Below are 17,083 nucleotides of genomic sequence, written 5' to 3' on the forward strand. Positions count from 1 at the left end.
CTATTCAACACGAATTAAATCTTCTATTTTTTCAATCTTAATTTTTTTACCTTCTGTAGTAATTAATCCTTCTTTTTTAAACTGCGAAATAATGCGTATTGCGGACTCTGTAGCTGTTCCTACAATGTTAGCATAATCATCGCGTGTAAGCATAATGTTTAAAAATCCGTTAGCATCTTCACCAAAATTATTCTTTAAATAAACTAAAGTTTCGGCCAAACGTTGTCTAACCGATTTTTGAGCCATATCAACAATTACATTATCTGCCAACTTTAATTCATCGGCCATATCTTTAAGCATGTCCATGGAAAAATTAATATTGGTAGATAAATCATGAATAATCTCATGCTTAGGTATAAAACACACTTGCATATCGTTTACGGCAACAGCAGTTAAATTTGCAGCTTCATCTGAAATTAAAGATCGTTGCCCCAATAAATCACCTCTTACAACCAGTTTTACTATTTGATCCTTTCCGTTAGAACTTAATTTAGATAATTTACAAACACCTTCTTTTACACAAAAAACGCCATTAACATGCACGCCTTCTTCAAAAATTACCTCGCCTTTTTTTATGGTTCGGGTAGTTTTACATCCAGACAACCTAACTAAATCATCTTTTTGTAACGCCTTTAAGGCGTTAAACTGCCTAATAATACATTGCTCACACTTACTCATACCTTGTTTTGAAGAATGGTAAATTTAAACAAAACCTGATAATTATCATATTTTTTTTAGGCATTGATTACAACCTTTGCTTCAGGTATTTATGAGCAAAAAATTATGAAACAAACTACATGTTTTCACTGTGGCGATTTGTGCCAAAGCAAGCATATTATTTATCAAGAAAAAGACTTTTGTTGCAACGGTTGTAAAACGGTTTATGAAATTTTCTCTGAAAACGATTTAACCTGTTATTACGATTTACAACAAACACCAGGTGCAACACCCCAAGATATTGAAGGTAAATACGATTTTCTTGAAGATGAAATTATAATTGAAAAACTAACCGAATTTAATGATGGTAAACACCAAATTGCCTCCTTAACTATTCCGCATATTCATTGTAGTTCATGTATTTGGATTTTAGAAAACCTAAACAAACTCAACCCTAACATTACAGCTTCTCAAGTAAATTTTGGTAAAAAAACAGTAAGAATTACCTATAAAACGGAGGCGTTTTCGCTTAAAGAAGCGGTATTATTACTAAGCAAAATTGGCTACGAACCCTATATTTCTCTTGAAGATTTTAGCACAGGTAAAAGCAAAGTTAATCGCAGCTTAATTTACAAACTAGGTGTTGCTGGTTTTGCCTTTGGTAATGTTATGTTTTTATCGTTTCCAGAATATTTTGAAGTTAATGAATTCTGGCTAGAGCAATATAAAATCGTATTTCGCTGGCTTATGTTTACATTTTCCTTGCCTGTTGTGTTTTATGCTGCTCAAGATTATTTTATATCGGCTTACAAAGGTTTAAAAAGTAAACTACTAAATATTGATATTCCTATAGCGCTTGGTATTTTGGTTTTATTTATACGAAGTACCGCCGAAATTGTTTTAAATATTGGCACTGGCTTTTTCGATAGTTTAACAGGTTTAGTTTTCTTTTTATTACTCGGAAAATATTTTCAGCAACGCACCTATAATTTTTTGTCTTTCGAGCGCGATTACAAATCGTACTTCCCCATTGCTGTAACCAAAATTTATAAAGGAGAAGAAAAACCTATTCAAGTTTATGATATTAAAAAAGGCGACCGATTATTAATTAGAAACGAAGAACTTATTCCTGTTGATGGTATTTTAATTAACGGAAATGCCAACATTGATTACAGTTTTGTTACCGGTGAATCTGAAGCCGTAAAAAAAGCCTCTGGAGATAAACTTTTTGCTGGAGGAAAACAAACCTCTGGAAGCATTGAAATAGAAGCCTTAAATGCTGTAGAACAAAGTTACCTAACACAACTTTGGAGCAACGATGTATTCAATAAAAATAAAGAAGATGGCTTTACAACCTTAACAAACACCATAAGCAAACGGTTTACTATTATTGTATTAAGCATAGCCGTAGTTGCTACTACATTTTGGTTATTTGTTGATGCCACCAAAGCTTTAAACGTATTTACTTCTGTTTTAATTATTGCTTGCCCTTGTGCCATTGCTCTTTCTGCCCCTTTTACTTTAGGCAATTTGTTGCGCATTTTTGGAAAGTTGAAATTCTATTTAAAAAACGCTTCGGTTATCGAGCAACTTGCCAAAATAGACACTATTATTTTTGATAAAACAGGCACTATAACTTCAAACAAAAAAACAAAAACAACTTATCGAGGCTCAAAATTAACGCCAAACGAAGAAATTTTGCTAACGAGTACGTTAAGACACTCAAATCATCCGTTGAGCAGGTCTTTATACAAATTGCTTCAACAAAATAATATTGAAAGTTTAGACTATTTTGAAGAACACTTAGGAGAAGGTATTTATGGGAAAACACAAAACGAATCTATTAAAATAGGTTCTGCAAAATATGTTGGGCAACTTCAACCAGAAACCGAATTAAGTACAGCGGTTCATATTAGTACAAATAATACTTACAAAGGTAAATTCACTTTTTATAATGCTTATAGAAAAGGCATTTCAAAGCTATTCAATCAATTAAAAACTAATTACGATTTAGCTATTCTTTCAGGAGATAACGCTAGCGAATTAAACAACCTAAAAAAGCTATTACCAAGTAAAACCAAACTTATTTTTAATCAAAAACCTAACGACAAGCTAGAATACATAAAACACCATCAAAACAATGGCGCAAATGTGCTTATGATTGGCGATGGTTTAAACGACGCAGGTGCACTGGCACAAAGTAATGTTGGTATTGCTATTTCAGAAAACATCAATGTATTTTCTCCTGCATGCGATGCCATTCTGGACGCTTCAAAATTCAATCAACTATATCATTATATAAAGGCATCAAAAACCGCTATAAAAATTATAAAATGGAGTTTTGTGTTCTCCTTTTTCTACAATGCTATTGGCTTATACTTTGCCATCACGGGTCAACTTATGCCTGTAATTGCAGCTATATTAATGCCGTTAAGCTCTATTAGCATTGTGGTTTTTACAACCATTGCCACTAACATTTTAGGTCAGAAATTAAAATAAAAAACTTATGAAACATGATAAATATCATCTTTTAAAAAAAGATGCCAACGTAATTTTGAACCATAACTTCAAGTAGGTATGAGTGTTATATATGTATTACTAACCATTAGCATAATCATTGCTATTGTCTTTTTTATTGGCTTTATAAAAGCTGTAAAATCTGGACAATATGATGATGATTACACGCCATCTGTACGCATGCTTTTTGAAGACGAATTGGTTAAAACCAAACCTAACAAAACCATTAATAAAACTAAAGTTTAATTAACTATTATGGAAGTACAACAATTTTATTACGACAACAAGATTGTTAAAAAGTTCTTACTCGCCACCATGATTTGGGGTGTTGTAGGTATGCTTGTTGGCCTACTTTTGGCCTTTATGTTTTTATTCCCTAACCTTACCGATGGTATTTCATGGCTAAGTTTTGGTCGTTTACGCCCTTTACACACCAACGCTGTTATTTTTGCCTTTGTTGGTAATGCCATTTTTGCAGGGGTTTACTACTCATCGCAGCGTTTACTAAAAGCTAGAATGTTTAGCGATGCCCTAAGTAACATTAACTTTTGGGGCTGGCAATTAATTATTGTTGGTGCTGCTATTACACTTCCGCTAGGTTTTACTACCAGTAAAGAATACGCCGAATTAGAGTGGCCGTTCGATATTGCGATAGCTGCTGTTTGGGTGGTTTTTGGTTGGAATTTAATTGGAACTATTTTAAAAAGAAGACAACGACACATGTATGTTGCTATATGGTTTTACTTGGGCACATTTGTTACGGTTGCTGTACTGCATATTTTTAATAGTTTAGAATTACCGGTTAGCGGTTTAAAAAGTTATTCGGTTTACGCTGGTGTTCAAGATGCCTTAGTACAATGGTGGTACGGGCATAATGCAGTTGCCTTCTTTTTAACAACCCCATTTTTAGGGCTAATGTATTATTTTGTTCCAAAGGCTGCAGACAGACCTATTTATTCTTACAGGTTATCCATTGTACACTTTTGGTCCTTAATATTTATTTATATCTGGGCAGGACCTCACCACTTATTATACACAGCTTTACCGGAATGGGCACAAAATTTAGGTGTAGCATTCTCGGTAATGTTATTAATGCCCTCTTGGGGTGGTATGATAAACGGACTTTTAACCTTGCGTGGTGCTTGGGATAAAGTAAGAACAGATCCTGTTTTAAAATTTATGGTTGTTGCCATAACAGGTTATGGTATGGCTACTTTCGAAGGGCCAATGCTATCACTTAAAAATGTAAACGCCATTGCGCACTTTACAGATTGGGTTATTGCACACGTTCACGTTGGTGCTTTAGCTTGGAATGGCTTTTTAGCCTTTGGTATGATTTATTGGTTAATTCCGCGATTATTCAAAACTAAACTATACTCAACCAAACTTGCTAATTTACATTTCTGGATAGGTACTTTAGGTATTATTATGTATGCGTTACCAATGTATGTTGCCGGATTTACACAAGCCAGTATGTGGAAACAATTTAATCCAGATGGCACTTTAGTTTATGGTAACTTTTTAGAAACTGTTTCTGAAATTATACCCATGTATTGGATGCGTGCCATTGGCGGATCGCTTTACATTATCGGTATGTTTGTATTAGCTTACAACGTTATTGTTACCATGAAAAAAGGTAGCCAAGTAACCGACGAATTAGCTGAAGCTCCTACCCTTCAACGTGTTTCAAAAAGACGAATTGCTGGAGAAACTTTTCATACCTGGTTGGAGCGTAAACCTGTACAATTAACCATTTTAGCAACTATAACCATTTTAATTGGTGGTATAATTCAAATTATACCAACTATAATGGTAGAATCTAACATTCCAACTATTGCTAGTGTAAAACCATACACCCCTTTAGAGCTTGAAGGACGTGATATTTACATTCGCGAAGGCTGTGTAAGTTGCCATTCGCAAATGGTGCGCCCGTTTAGAAGCGAAGTTGAGCGCTACGGCGATTACAGTAAAGCAGGGGAATTTGTTTACGATCATCCATTCCTTTGGGGAAGTAAGCGTACAGGACCAGATTTACATCGTGTAGGTGGAAAATATTCAGATAACTGGCACCTAAACCATATGTACGACCCGCAAAGCACCTCATCTGGCTCTATTATGCCAGCTTACCAATGGCTAGTTAGAAACGAATTAGATAAATCGATGACCGAATCTAAAATGAAAGCTATGGTTAAACTAGGTGTACCATACACCGAAGACGATATTGCAAATGCGCAAAAAAGCATGCTAGAACAAGGCACACAAATAGAACAAAACTTGTATACAGATCCTGATTTTGCTGAAACTTATGAAGCCGATAAAAAAGCTGGCGGAACTGCTTTTATTGAAATGAAAAATCGCGAAATAACCGCTTTAATAGCTTATTTACAGCGCTTAGGAACCGATATTAAAGTTCAAGAAATAGAAGAAACCCTAACCACACTAAATCAATAAAGTTATGTTGAAGTTTGTAAAAAACCATATGGAGAGCATTACAGGTATAGAAATTTACCCATTAATATCCTTACTTATATTTTTCATCTTTTTTGTAGCCCTGTTTTGGTGGGTTATTACAGCAAAAAAAGACTATATAAACACCGTTAGTCAATTACCATTAGATAAAAAACCTAACCAATTATGAGACAGTATTTCCCCTCTTGGATTCGAGTTCCTGCCTTGTTCTTCATCATTGCAGCTTTCGCTGAATATGTTATAGACTCAGGCGATAAACCAGCATTTATAGAATATCCTTTGTTATCATTATTCTTAATTTTAGTGTTGCTTATTTTAATTGCCATTGAAGGCATTGTAAGCGCCATGAGAAATTTAGTTTACCAAAGTTTAAACGAAGAAGCTAAAGCTCGTTTTGATGCTCAAAATGCAAAACCATCTAAATTTATTAGCTGGATTAAGAAGGTGTACATAAAGCTATTAGGGTCTAAACCTATAGAAGAAGAACACGAAATAATTCTAGATCATAATTACGATGGTATTCGCGAGTTAGATAATTCTTTACCACCTTGGTGGATTTACAGTTTTTACATTTCAATTGCATTTGCAGCTATATACCTTTTAAAATATCATGTATTTAACGGTGAAGGACAGTTTGATGAACTAGAACAGGAATATGCCGAAGCTAGAATTACTATTGAAGAATACAAAAAAACCGCAAAAGATTTAGTCGATTTTAATACGGTTGAATTGCTTACCGAAGCTTCAGATTTAGGCAATGGAAAGAAAATTTTCGATGCCAATTGTGTAGCCTGCCATAAAGCCGATGGTGGCGGTGGTATTGGTCCGAATTTAACCGACGAATATTGGATTTTAGGCGGTGGTATTAAAAATGTATTTAAAACCATTTCTGAAGGTGGTCGAGACGGTAAAGGTATGATTGCCTGGAAACAAAACTTAAAACCATCAGAAATTGCGCAAGTGGCAAGCTACGTATTAAGTTTTCAAGGCACAACACCTACCGAACCTAAAGAAGCACAAGGCGACTTATGGGTTTCGGAAGATACACCACAAGAAGCTACCGAAACCAAAACAGATTCTATAATGGCACAATAAACTTATTAAGTGAGCCAAAAAAACCAAAATAACGAAAATTTTAGAGACTCTATTGGTACCATTACCAATGAAGGCAAGCGTGCATGGGTTTACCCCAAAAAACCTAGTGGGAGATTTTACGATAAGCGTAAAATGGTTAGTTACGTACTGCTTGCCTTCTTATTTGGTGCGCCTTTTATAAAAATAAACGGTAACCAATTTTTAATGTTTAATGTATTAGAACGTCGATTTAACATTTTTGGATTTCCGTTTTGGCCACAAGATTTTCACTTATTTGTAGTTTCCATGATAATAGGTGTTGTTTTTATAACACTTTTTACTGTAGGTTTTGGTCGTATTTTTTGCGGATGGATTTGCCCACAAACCATTTTTATGGAAATGGTTTTTCGTCGTATTGAATATTGGATTGATGGAGACCGAAATAAACAACGAAAACTAGATAAACAAGAATGGAATGCCGAAAAAATTAGAAAACGACTTTTAAAATGGTTTATATTTTTAATTATGTCATTTTTAATAGCCAACATATTTTTAGCCTATATAATTGGTAGCGACAAACTAATTGGTTATGTAATTGATGGGCCTTCAGCACATTTAAACACACTATTTCCACTACTTATTTTTACAGGAGTGTTCTATTTTATTTTCGCTTGGTTTAGAGAGCAAGTTTGCATTATTGCTTGTCCTTACGGAAGATTACAAGGGGTGTTATTAGACAACAAATCTATTGTAGTTGCATACGACCACAAGCGTGGTGAAGGCGAAACCGGACGAAAAAAATTCAGGAAAAACGAAGACAGAGCAACTTTAGGCCATGGCGATTGTATAGATTGTTTACAATGTGTAAACGTTTGCCCAACGGGCATTGATATTAGAAACGGAACTCAACTAGAATGTGTTAACTGCACTGCTTGTATTGATGAATGCGACCATATTATGGAAAGCATTAATTTACCAAAGGGCTTAATTCGTTATGCTAGTGAAGATGACATTGAAAAGAAAGAAAAATTTAAAATCACTGCTAGAATTAAAGGCTATATCGCCGTATTAACCATTTTAATTGGTGTTTTGGCTGGCATGCTGCTTTTACGAAACGATGTTGAAGCAAGAATTTTACGATTACCTGGGCAACTTTACGAGAAAAAAGAAAACAACATTATTAGTAATGTGTTTACCTACAAACTCATTAACAAAACCACAACAAAAATAGACAATGTTAGCTTTAAACTTAGAAATTTTAATGGTGATATAAAACTTGTTTCAACTACTGATGATTTTAGCGTTCCTGAACAAGGTATTGCGGAAGGTACTTTATTTATAGAATTAAGTAAAAGTGTTTTAAAAGGTGATAAAAATAAATTGACTATTGATGTGTATAGCCATAACAAACTTATTGAAACAACAACAGTTAACTTTTTAGGGCCTCGTAGTTATCATTGAGTTGGTTGATGGTTGATGGTTGATGGTTGAATATTAATTATAAAAAATAGCATTATGAAAATAAATTGGGGAACCGGTGTAGTGTTAGCCTTTGTAGGCTTCATAGGTTTTATCATGTATTTTGTGATAAACATGAGCACAAACAATAAATATGATCACGATTTAGTAACCGAAGATTATTACAAACAAGAACTAAATCTTCAAGATAATATCAATAAAGAAAAAAACTCAAAAACACTTAAACAAGATATTGTTTACAAAAAAACTGACAGAGGGATATTATTAATTTTCCCAGAAAATTTTGATGAAAAAAAAATAACAGGAAAAGTGTTCCTATACAGACCATCTAACAAGCAATTTGACTTTGAAACAGCTATTTCATTGTCAAACCACAATTTGCTCATACCTGAAACCAGTTTGTTAGGTGGTCGTTGGAACATTATAGTCGATTGGAATTATAACGACACGCCATATCGATTTACAAAACAAATTATTTATTAAACAAAGGATCTTGACTGCGCTCGATCTGACAAAAACGGATAATCAGTAAAAAAACAAAAAGTAACATGCTTTGGTCTGCTTTTATATTAGGTTTATTAGGAAGTTTTCACTGCGTTGGCATGTGTGGCCCTATTGCTTTTATGCTACCTGTAGATAGAAGCAACTCGGTTAAAAAAATAAGTCAAATTACTATTTACCATATTGGGAGGTTATTGGCCTACGGGCTAATTGGGTTAGTGTTTGGGTTAATTGGCAAAAACCTATACATTTTTGGGTTTCAACAGCAATTATCAATCATCATTGGTGTTTTAATTATTGTAGTGGTTTTACTTCCTTATAAAACTTTTAATAAATACAACTTATCTAAACCATTGCATAAAATAATTGCTAAAGTTAAAAGTCAACTTGGTTTAGCTTTAAAAAAGAAAACAGCCGATACTTTTATAACCATTGGCTTTCTTAACGGATTTTTACCTTGCGGATTAGTTTATATGGCGGTCTTGGGGAGTTTGGCAAGCCCAACTATTTCGCAAGGTTTTTTATATATGATTTTATTTGGTCTGGGCACTGTTCCTTTAATGACTTCGGCCATTTATTTAGGCAAGTTTTTAAATGCCGCTATAAAACAACGCATACAAAAAGCTATTCCTGTTTTTGTAATTATAATTGGATTGCTATTTATTTTACGGGGTTTAGGCTTAGGAATTCCTTACATTTCTCCTGCTCCTGTTAGTGAAATAGTTTCTAATAATATGAATTGCCATTAAGATTAAGTGAATACAAAACCAAATTTAAAACCTAAGAGTATTTACATTGGCAATAACTAAGCGTTAATTTTATGCACTGTTTTTAACTGATTTTTCTTTTTTAAAACTATGAAGCATCATTCCAACTATTACCAAAATAATTCCAATAATTGAATATATATCTGGTAAATGAATTTTTAATACCAATATTTCTCCCACAAGCGCAAATAGAACTTCAGCCGATTGAGTTGCTTCAACCGATGCCAAAGCTTTCTCATTTTTTTGAACCTTATCGGTTGCCATAAAAAACAAAACAGTTGCAATAACACCAGAGCAGATGGCTACAATTGATGTTTGATACACTTGGGTTTCCGTGGGTAATTCATTTATATTAATTCCTATAATTGATAGTAATATCCAAAAAGGCAAACTTCCTAATGTCATGCCTAATGTTCGTTGGATGGCATTTAATTTACCATTTGTAACCTGCATCATTTTTCGGTTACCTAAAGGGTAAGCAAAAGCAGCAATTAAAACTGGAATGGTGCCAAGCAAGAGCTCATTGGTAGAAATAGATTGTGCTTGGCTTATTTGCATAATTAAAATGCCTAACAATATTATTAATGAAAAAGTAAGAGCTTGCAACGATATAGATTTCTTAAAACTCTTTTTATTAATAATTGGCGCAACTAACATGCCTGCCACAATAGTAATTTGCCAAGTACTTGCTACCAGCCACGAAGGTCCATAGGCTGCAGCAAAAGTTAAAGGTGCATAAAATACCCCAAAGCCAATGGTACTCCAAATTAGCCATTGCCAAGGTTTTTCTCGCATTACTTTTAGCAATGGCTTTAGGTTTTTATTAAAACATACCAAAACTAAAAGTAAAGGAATCATCCAAAAGAAGCGAAGCGAAGAACTCCAAATCCAATGTCCTCCACCTACCGATATTAGTCTATTTAAAACAAACGTTACTGCAAAAAATAAGGCGGATAAAACGCCTAATACTATTGCTAAAGATTTATTTGATTTCATTCAGTCTTAACTATATTTTGCCTTGAATTTCACTGACCTTTTTAATGTTAAATTTGTGCTTGTAAAGGTTATAAATTTTAACGTAACCTAACCACTTTTTTTAAATAATTCCATTAGAGTAAAAAAGTAGCAAACGGTTTTAACTGATTTTAATTAAATATCTTTTTATTGTAGGCTTTATTTGAGTTTTTTGTAGAGTAAAGTTTTTTTATTGAATTTAAATTATTCTTCTATATCAAATAAATATTCGACTGTGACTTTAAAAAAACGAGCCATTTTTATTGCTAATGTAACCGACGGATTAAACTTGTTTTTTTCTATTGCATGAATCGTTTGCCGTGAAACGTTTAATTCTTTGGCTAAACCTTCTTGCGTTAAGTTGTGTCTGGCCCTTTCTACTTTTACAAGGTTTTTCATATGTACATTTTTCTTTTAATAAAAAATACAATTATGTACGACCAAAGCAATGGAAATATAAAATAATCTAAAGTCAGTTTTAAATCTTTGGCTAAAATGTACGTAAGAATTGTAACTAATAATCCAATTATAAAAGTAAGTTGAAATGATTCTAGCCTTAATTTGTCTATATAATCGTCTTCTACTTTTTCTTTCGAAATCATATAAATTAGCATTGCTATTATCGCAACATAATCAATTCCATAAACTATTCCCCCTCCAGAAAAGGCATTTAAAAGTTCTAATATTCCAGTACCCGAATCCGGTTCTGTTGCTATTTTTGAAATGTTAACTCCAGGTAGTTTAGTACTATATTTATAAATGGAATTATTAATAAAGTTTAAACTTCCATTAAGTAAAGAGGCAATAATAAAAAGGATTAAACCTATTTTTTTATACCTATTAGGCAATATTTGTGTTTTCATATTCTATTATTTTTATATAAAAGTAAATAAAACTTTACATTTAGTAAAATAAAATAGAATAATTAGGTAATAATTTTTGGTTGCAAAAATGTTCAAGTTTACCAAATCGCCCCCGAATTACGTATTTATATTGTTAGGCAATGTTTTACTTTTTAATCAAATTAATAGTAAAGTTTAGTTGTGTGTCTTTATTGTTTGTAAAATCTGAGTGTGATTGAATAACATTGAAGTCAGGTTTAATACCATCTCCATAGTTTTCATCTGGTAATTCTCTTACATCTTGTTCTAAATCAACTATTGAAAATTGTAGAATTAATTTTGAGTTGGGTAATTGGTAATGTACAGGGATGTGGCCAGTGTGCCCATAATATCCGCCAGCAGTTTCTTCTCCTATTACAATGGTTTGTTCATCACTTTTAACTAAACTAGCAAATAATGAGCCTGCAGAGGCAACAAAAGCGTCTACTAATAAATAAATGTTTCCGTTAAATGCATTTTTATTCGGATTCCAAACTTTATTAAAACTGTTGTTTTGGTAGTATTTCCCATCTTTAAAAATAGAATGTTCTTCTTTTAAACTTTTCGGTAATTCGTTAATGTCATCATCAATGTAGTATTCTTTAAAAGGAATATCTTGAAAAATAGTGTAGGCAGATGTATTCTCTTTAAATTTTCTTTTTGTTAAGTAAGAATACAGTAGTATATCGTTTGGGTCGTTTCCACCTCCATTATTTCGAACATCTACAATTAGGTTTGTAGTTTTATTTGTCTTTAATTGAATAAAAACTGAATCTAGAAATTTAGCATACTGTTTATGTCCTTCGGAACCTGGTCCACCCATACCGAAAGTTTTTACTTTTAAGTATCCTGATTTTATAGTGTCTATATATTTAAAACTATATTCTCTATTTTCTTCTGTTTTAGTTTGCTTTTTCTTGAAATTATTTAAGAAAGTAGTATAATCTACTGCTGTAATTTGTTCTTTTATAATAGATGAATTTTCACCTTTGTAGACAATTTCGAAATGTTGTTGTTCTCCAAAAATTAGGTACATATACCATGCAAGTCTACCAGTTTCTATAAATGCATATTTACCTGTTTTGTTATGCCCATCGGTACTGGTATAATGTGCTAATAATGAAGCTAGCTCTTTACTAGCTACATTGTTTACTGCTAAAATTTCACTTCCCTTAGGAATAGCTTCAAATTTGTGCTTGGTGTATATTTTATCACCCAAATATTTTAATGGTAAGGGGAAATATATTGGCTCTTTATTTAAGCGCTGTTTTAACGAATCTGGAAAATACAATTCATTATGGCAACTTCCTGTGTAATCGATTACATTCCATAATACAGTATAATACTCTCGGTATGATAGTTTGTTGTTTATAAGTCTTTCGTTTGCTTCAAAAACACTATCTATGGCTTGCTTTGTATGGTATTTATATAGTCCTGCATTGGCTTGTTCAAAGATGTTTTTAAACAACCGATAATCGTCAAGCATTTCTTGTTCTGAAAGTTTATTTTCCTTTATAGTTACACTCTTTTTGGAGTCTAAATTGCAAGAAATTAAAAATATTAAAAGTAAAAAAATGCTAAGTTTAGTAATTGCACTCATTGTAAAAGTATGTTTTTTTCACAAATGTAATGCTGGCAGAACCTTCCTTACTTGTATAATATTGACAATTTTAAAGCAGTTTGTTTTTATAGTCTTTTGGCGAAATACCTATAAATCGTTTAAAGGTTTTAGAATAATGAGCTAAGTCTGTAAAATTATATAGGTAGGCTAAATCAGTAAGGTTTGTAGTGCTTTTTATTAGCTTTTTACTCGAAAATACTTTTCGCATAAGAATATAATTCATTGGTGTCATTCCCGTAAATGTTTTGAACTTTTTTGAAAAACCATATTTATTAATATGTGCCATTTTAGACAGTTCTTCTAAGTGAAACTTTTCTTGAATATGATTTTCTATATAATTGCTTATGTTAGTGAAGTTTTTAAAGTTGATGTATGAATAGTCTGTTTTATTTTCCTCTGCAAACTGCTCAAGAGTAGTAGCGAATTCATGAAAATGATTAGTAATAGTGTCTTTATTTGCTGTTTCTAAAGCATTTTTAAGGGCTAAAAACACGCGAGTCATTTTTTTACTTTGTATTTTTCTGCTTCCATTGGCGAACTTTATATTTTTTCCGTTTAAGGCTTTTTGCATAAGCTCATTTGGAACATAAATGGTATCAAATTTTAAACAGGAAGTTTTATCAATTAAAGGGTTTGAGTGCACTTCATAAGGGTTGGTAATTGAAATAGTACCAGCCTCACTAAAAAGGCTATGCTTTTCAAAATCGATTTGTTCCGTTCCTTTATGTATCAGTGAAATACAAAACGTTTCATGAAAATGTTTAGGGAATTCAGTAGTTTGATTTTCTATGGAGATGAATTCTAATTTATTGGACGGCATTCTTAATTTTAATGGGGCACGACGGCTTCGTATAACCGTCGGTTATGGGTTAAATTAGCGATTATTTTCGGATTAGGCACTAAACATAGCATTTCCGAGTGTATTCGGACGTAGTCGAATCCGCCGTAATTGCAGTTATAGATTGTTGGCAATAGTTATTTTTTATATAAATACAATAATCCATCATAAATTGCTCTTGATAGCACAGAATGATGATTAGTATTTTTGACTAGTTCAAATTTATAATTCAAATTTTCAAGTTCCAGTTCAGCCATAATTTTATTTATTCTATTATTCGAAGTTTTAATGCCTTTGATTTCTTCTCCACCATAGCTCTGATAGAGTTTTATTTCACTCTTTGAATCTTTTAATTTTGAAAAGTTTTCTTTATTAACTAATTCATATGAATTCCAAGAAAGAGAAGCAGATATTAATAATAAATCTTGGAATAATTCCGGGTTATTCTGTAAAGTGTAAAAGCCAAAAAGACCTCCAAAAGAATGTCCTAGTAATCCTCTTCGTTTATTAAAATTAGGATATTTATTTTCTACAAATTCAATTACTCCTTTCTCTAAAAAATCTAAAAATAAATTTGCTCCTCCAGTACTTTCTTTATTGAGCTGGTTTCCACTTCCAGTTTTGACGGTAATTTTGATGTTATTATCTTGATTAGATTTTTTTAAATCTTCAAAAAGTCCAAGGTTTTTAAATTGCGAAGGTGTAAAATCCATATCTCTTTGCTTATTCCAATCTTTTTGAGTGCCGTTTAATGAAATGCCAACAAAAACAACATCTTCCACATAATCACATAAATTCAATATGGTATAAGAGCCAAGAGTAATTTCTGTAAGCCAATAAGCATCTAAATAATAAAGTGTTTTATACTCTTTGTCTGAGCTATAATTCCTCGGGAAAGTTATTTTTAAGATATATTCGTCTTTATCTTCTGAATAGACTTTATAATTCTCCGTTTTATATCCTAATTCAGTTTTTTGTCCAAAACCATTAAGGAATAAAAGTAAAAATCCTATTACTGTAATTTTAAGTTTTATGTTCGTCATTTATAACTATTACCAACGTGTTTGTATAAGAAACGTTGCGATTTTGAGCGCGGCGATTTTCCGAAGGAAAATCGGACGTAAGCAAAAGAGCAAAACGTTTCAATTTAAAAATAAAGATAAGCAATGTTTTTTATACGTTGTTGCAAGTTGTAGTTTTTTCAGAGTTATGTTTTCTGCTTGAGTTAAATTCCGAGTAAGAGTACATTCAGCTATTATTTTCGTCCGCAAAGTATTGTCAATCCGCAAGAGTGAAAATCCGTGTAATATTTTTAGTCAGCGTTTTAAAATTCCGCAACCTTGCTCAATTCCGCAAGAGTAAAAGTCAGCGCAATATTGGTCAGACTCAGAGTTTGAGTGAATTTCTCCGCGTGATAATTCAGAGTTTTTCTTTGTTAAAAATCAGGTGTTTTTAAAATTCAGAATTATCCGCCGTATGAGTGAGCGCTATGACTTGCAACGGTCTCGTATAACCGTCAGTTACGGGTTAAAGTACGCAAATTTTTCGGTTTAGCACTGACGTTAGCAATTCCGAGTGGATTCGGACGTAGTCGAATCCGCCGTAATTGCGGTTATGCATTGTTACCTGCTGGCTTTTATATTTTTTCATTCCCAAATTCGTTGTTAAAATCCCTAACTCTTTTTTCTGGATATTCGCATTCTGCATTCATAAGCAAGTCTCTCCAATCAGTTTGAGTCAGTTCAATCATTTTCTTTAGATGATTTATATCTTTATTTCCAGAAAATATTAGTGCTCGAACTATTCTGTGACTTCTAAATTCTTTATTGGATTTAATTAACTCTTGAATTTTTCTTTTCGCTTCTCCAGAGTTTTTTCCGTAATCAGATTCAAGTCGTTTGATTATGTCAGCAGGATATAAATTCAGATTTATTGCTTTTGGGTTAGTCGTTGATTCCAATTCCAAATTAGGATTTACAATCTCAATTATTTTACCAAAACCAATAATCCTACTTCCTTCGCAAAATTTGAAGTCCATATTCTTATAAAGTCGGTTTGCAAAATATTCAGTTCCTAAAATTGCAATTTCCGCTTTTACTGTTGTTCCTAATTCCGCAATTTCTTGTCCAATATAAGTTTGCTGTCCAGAAGTCGAATATTCTGGATAGTTGTCAAATTCAATATGAGGACGATAACCTGAATGAGCAGGACTTTTTCGACCACTTTTTTCAGTAGTCAAAAATTCCAATTCAGCTATAAAGTCGGTTTGTTTCACGATATTTTTTCAGCTTGCAGGTAACTCCCCGATAATAAGAACAGGAGTGTTAAATATAAAAAAAATACCACAATAAAAGGCTAACCATTTAAGGTTAGCCTTTTAACAGCTTAATATATTTATTTAGTTATTAAATTTTAAAAGTCATTACCGGTAAAACAGCGTGGTTTGCAACATCTTCAGAAATACTTCCTTCTAAAAAGTGCGCAATTCCTTTTCTACCATGTGTTGCAACAGCAATTAAATCGGCATTAATTTCGCTCGCTTGGTTTAAAATACCGGCCTCAACAGAATAGTTAGAAACAAAACTTGTATTTGCCATACGGTTTGTATTGCCCTCTGCTTCGGTTAAAAAATTGGCTACTTTTTCCCTCATTTCTTTTGAGGTTAAAAAACGACTTGGTGTATTTACATAAACCAAATTCACGTTAGCATTTAAAGCTCCAAATTGAGCCACGGCTCGTTTAAAAACCGCGATAGAATCTGTTGAAAAATCTGTAGCAAAAAGCACATTTTTAAAACCAATTGTTTTAATTTCATCTTTTAAAACCAGCACAGGTATATCAGAGTGACGAACCACTTTTTCGGTATTGCTACCTACAAAAATTTCGGTTAGGCCGCTAGAACCATGCGAGCCCATTACAATTAAATCGGCACTGTGGTCTTCGGCAACATCGCTAACCTCGCTAAACACTTTAAAATGCTTAACAATTGGAGTTACTTTTACACCTTCTAAATACTCACGTTTTAAAAACGATTTAAATTTTTTCTCTGCTAATTTTAGGTAAAAAACGGCTTCTTCATTTTGCTGAAAACCACCTTTTGTTAATACAGCTTCCGATAACTCCAACATGTGTAATGCTAAAACTTCACCTTGATGCTGTTTCGCCAAAATAGCTGCAGCTTCTAGGGCGTATTCGGAATAAATTGAAAAATCTATAGGTACAATTATTTTTTTCATGACAAATAATTTAGATGGTTTAACTTCCT

General features: G+C 32.7%; 17 protein-coding genes. 8 read left to right on the top strand and 9 right to left on the bottom strand.

The window, feature by feature from the left end:
- A complete protein-coding gene (locus LG651_RS11260; RefSeq protein ID WP_226696229.1) occupies positions 1 to 678 on the bottom strand; it encodes a Crp/Fnr family transcriptional regulator in 678 nt (225 codons plus the stop codon).
- 105 nt (positions 679 to 783) lie between these two features.
- Here LG651_RS11260 and LG651_RS11265 point away from each other — a divergent pair, with 105 nt between their 5' ends.
- From LG651_RS11265 to LG651_RS11300, 8 genes are all read left to right on the top strand, one after another.
- Positions 784 to 3,156, top strand: a complete 2,373-nt coding sequence (locus tag LG651_RS11265; protein WP_226696230.1) for a heavy metal translocating P-type ATPase — start codon at positions 784 to 786, stop codon at positions 3,154 to 3,156.
- Between the two features lie 78 nt (positions 3,157 to 3,234).
- Positions 3,235 to 3,420, top strand: a complete 186-nt coding sequence (gene ccoS / locus LG651_RS11270; RefSeq protein ID WP_226696231.1) for a cbb3-type cytochrome oxidase assembly protein CcoS — start codon at positions 3,235 to 3,237, stop codon at positions 3,418 to 3,420.
- Positions 3,421 to 3,429: 9 nt separating this feature from the next.
- Entirely contained in the window at positions 3,430 to 5,625 is a 2,196-nt protein-coding gene (gene ccoN / locus LG651_RS11275) for a cytochrome-c oxidase, cbb3-type subunit I (RefSeq protein ID WP_226696232.1), read from the top strand.
- 4 nt (positions 5,626 to 5,629) lie between these two features.
- Complete coding sequence (locus LG651_RS11280; RefSeq protein ID WP_226696233.1) at positions 5,630 to 5,812, top strand: CcoQ/FixQ family Cbb3-type cytochrome c oxidase assembly chaperone; 183 nt, start codon at positions 5,630 to 5,632, stop codon at positions 5,810 to 5,812.
- Positions 5,809 to 6,738, top strand: a complete 930-nt coding sequence (locus LG651_RS11285) for a cbb3-type cytochrome c oxidase N-terminal domain-containing protein (protein WP_226696234.1) — start codon at positions 5,809 to 5,811, stop codon at positions 6,736 to 6,738. Before LG651_RS11280 ends, LG651_RS11285 begins: the two co-directional genes overlap by 4 nt.
- Positions 6,739 to 6,747: 9 nt before the next feature.
- On the top strand, positions 6,748 to 8,178 hold the full coding sequence (gene ccoG / locus LG651_RS11290; RefSeq protein WP_226696235.1) for a cytochrome c oxidase accessory protein CcoG: 1,431 nt from the start codon (positions 6,748 to 6,750) through the stop codon (positions 8,176 to 8,178).
- 54 nt (positions 8,179 to 8,232) lie between these two features.
- Positions 8,233 to 8,679 carry a FixH family protein gene (locus LG651_RS11295; RefSeq protein ID WP_226696236.1) on the top strand — a complete coding sequence of 149 codons (447 nt, stop codon included), beginning with the start codon at positions 8,233 to 8,235 and terminating at the stop codon, positions 8,677 to 8,679.
- A gap of 65 nt (positions 8,680 to 8,744) precedes the next feature.
- On the top strand, positions 8,745 to 9,446 hold the full coding sequence (locus LG651_RS11300) for a sulfite exporter TauE/SafE family protein (RefSeq protein WP_226696237.1): 702 nt from the start codon (positions 8,745 to 8,747) through the stop codon (positions 9,444 to 9,446).
- A 69-nt stretch (positions 9,447 to 9,515) separates the two neighbouring features.
- Here LG651_RS11300 and LG651_RS11305 read toward each other — a convergent pair whose 3' ends face one another.
- The 8 genes from LG651_RS11305 to LG651_RS11340 all read right to left on the bottom strand — a co-directional run bounded on the left by LG651_RS11305 (position 9,516) and on the right by LG651_RS11340 (position 17,054).
- Positions 9,516 to 10,460: a DMT family transporter gene (locus LG651_RS11305; RefSeq protein WP_226696238.1), complete on the bottom strand. Its 945-nt coding sequence runs from the start codon at positions 10,458 to 10,460 to the stop codon at positions 9,516 to 9,518.
- Positions 10,461 to 10,682: 222 nt separating this feature from the next.
- A complete protein-coding gene (locus LG651_RS11310; RefSeq protein WP_226696239.1) occupies positions 10,683 to 10,877 on the bottom strand; it encodes a helix-turn-helix transcriptional regulator in 195 nt (64 codons plus the stop codon).
- Complete coding sequence (locus tag LG651_RS11315) at positions 10,874 to 11,341, bottom strand: hypothetical protein (RefSeq protein ID WP_226696240.1); 468 nt, start codon at positions 11,339 to 11,341, stop codon at positions 10,874 to 10,876. Before LG651_RS11315 ends, LG651_RS11310 begins: the two co-directional genes overlap by 4 nt.
- A gap of 145 nt (positions 11,342 to 11,486) precedes the next feature.
- Positions 11,487 to 12,959: a S41 family peptidase gene (locus LG651_RS11320; protein WP_226696241.1), complete on the bottom strand. Its 1,473-nt coding sequence runs from the start codon at positions 12,957 to 12,959 to the stop codon at positions 11,487 to 11,489.
- A gap of 70 nt (positions 12,960 to 13,029) precedes the next feature.
- Positions 13,030 to 13,800 carry an AraC family transcriptional regulator gene (locus LG651_RS11325; RefSeq protein WP_226696242.1) on the bottom strand — a complete coding sequence of 257 codons (771 nt, stop codon included), beginning with the start codon at positions 13,798 to 13,800 and terminating at the stop codon, positions 13,030 to 13,032.
- A gap of 155 nt (positions 13,801 to 13,955) precedes the next feature.
- The gene (locus LG651_RS11330) at positions 13,956 to 14,861 is read right to left on the bottom strand and encodes an alpha/beta hydrolase (RefSeq protein ID WP_226696243.1); all 906 of its coding nucleotides are present in this window, start codon (positions 14,859 to 14,861) and stop codon (positions 13,956 to 13,958) included.
- Between the two features lie 593 nt (positions 14,862 to 15,454).
- The gene (locus LG651_RS11335; RefSeq protein ID WP_226696244.1) at positions 15,455 to 16,093 is read right to left on the bottom strand and encodes an elongation factor Tu; all 639 of its coding nucleotides are present in this window, start codon (positions 16,091 to 16,093) and stop codon (positions 15,455 to 15,457) included.
- A gap of 130 nt (positions 16,094 to 16,223) precedes the next feature.
- Positions 16,224 to 17,054 carry a universal stress protein gene (locus LG651_RS11340; protein WP_226696245.1) on the bottom strand — a complete coding sequence of 277 codons (831 nt, stop codon included), beginning with the start codon at positions 17,052 to 17,054 and terminating at the stop codon, positions 16,224 to 16,226.
- Positions 17,055 to 17,083: the final 29 nt, after the last annotated feature.

It is taken from the genome of Neotamlana sargassicola, assembly GCF_020523965.1.
GTDB lineage: Bacteria > Bacteroidota > Bacteroidia > Flavobacteriales > Flavobacteriaceae > Neotamlana > Neotamlana sargassicola.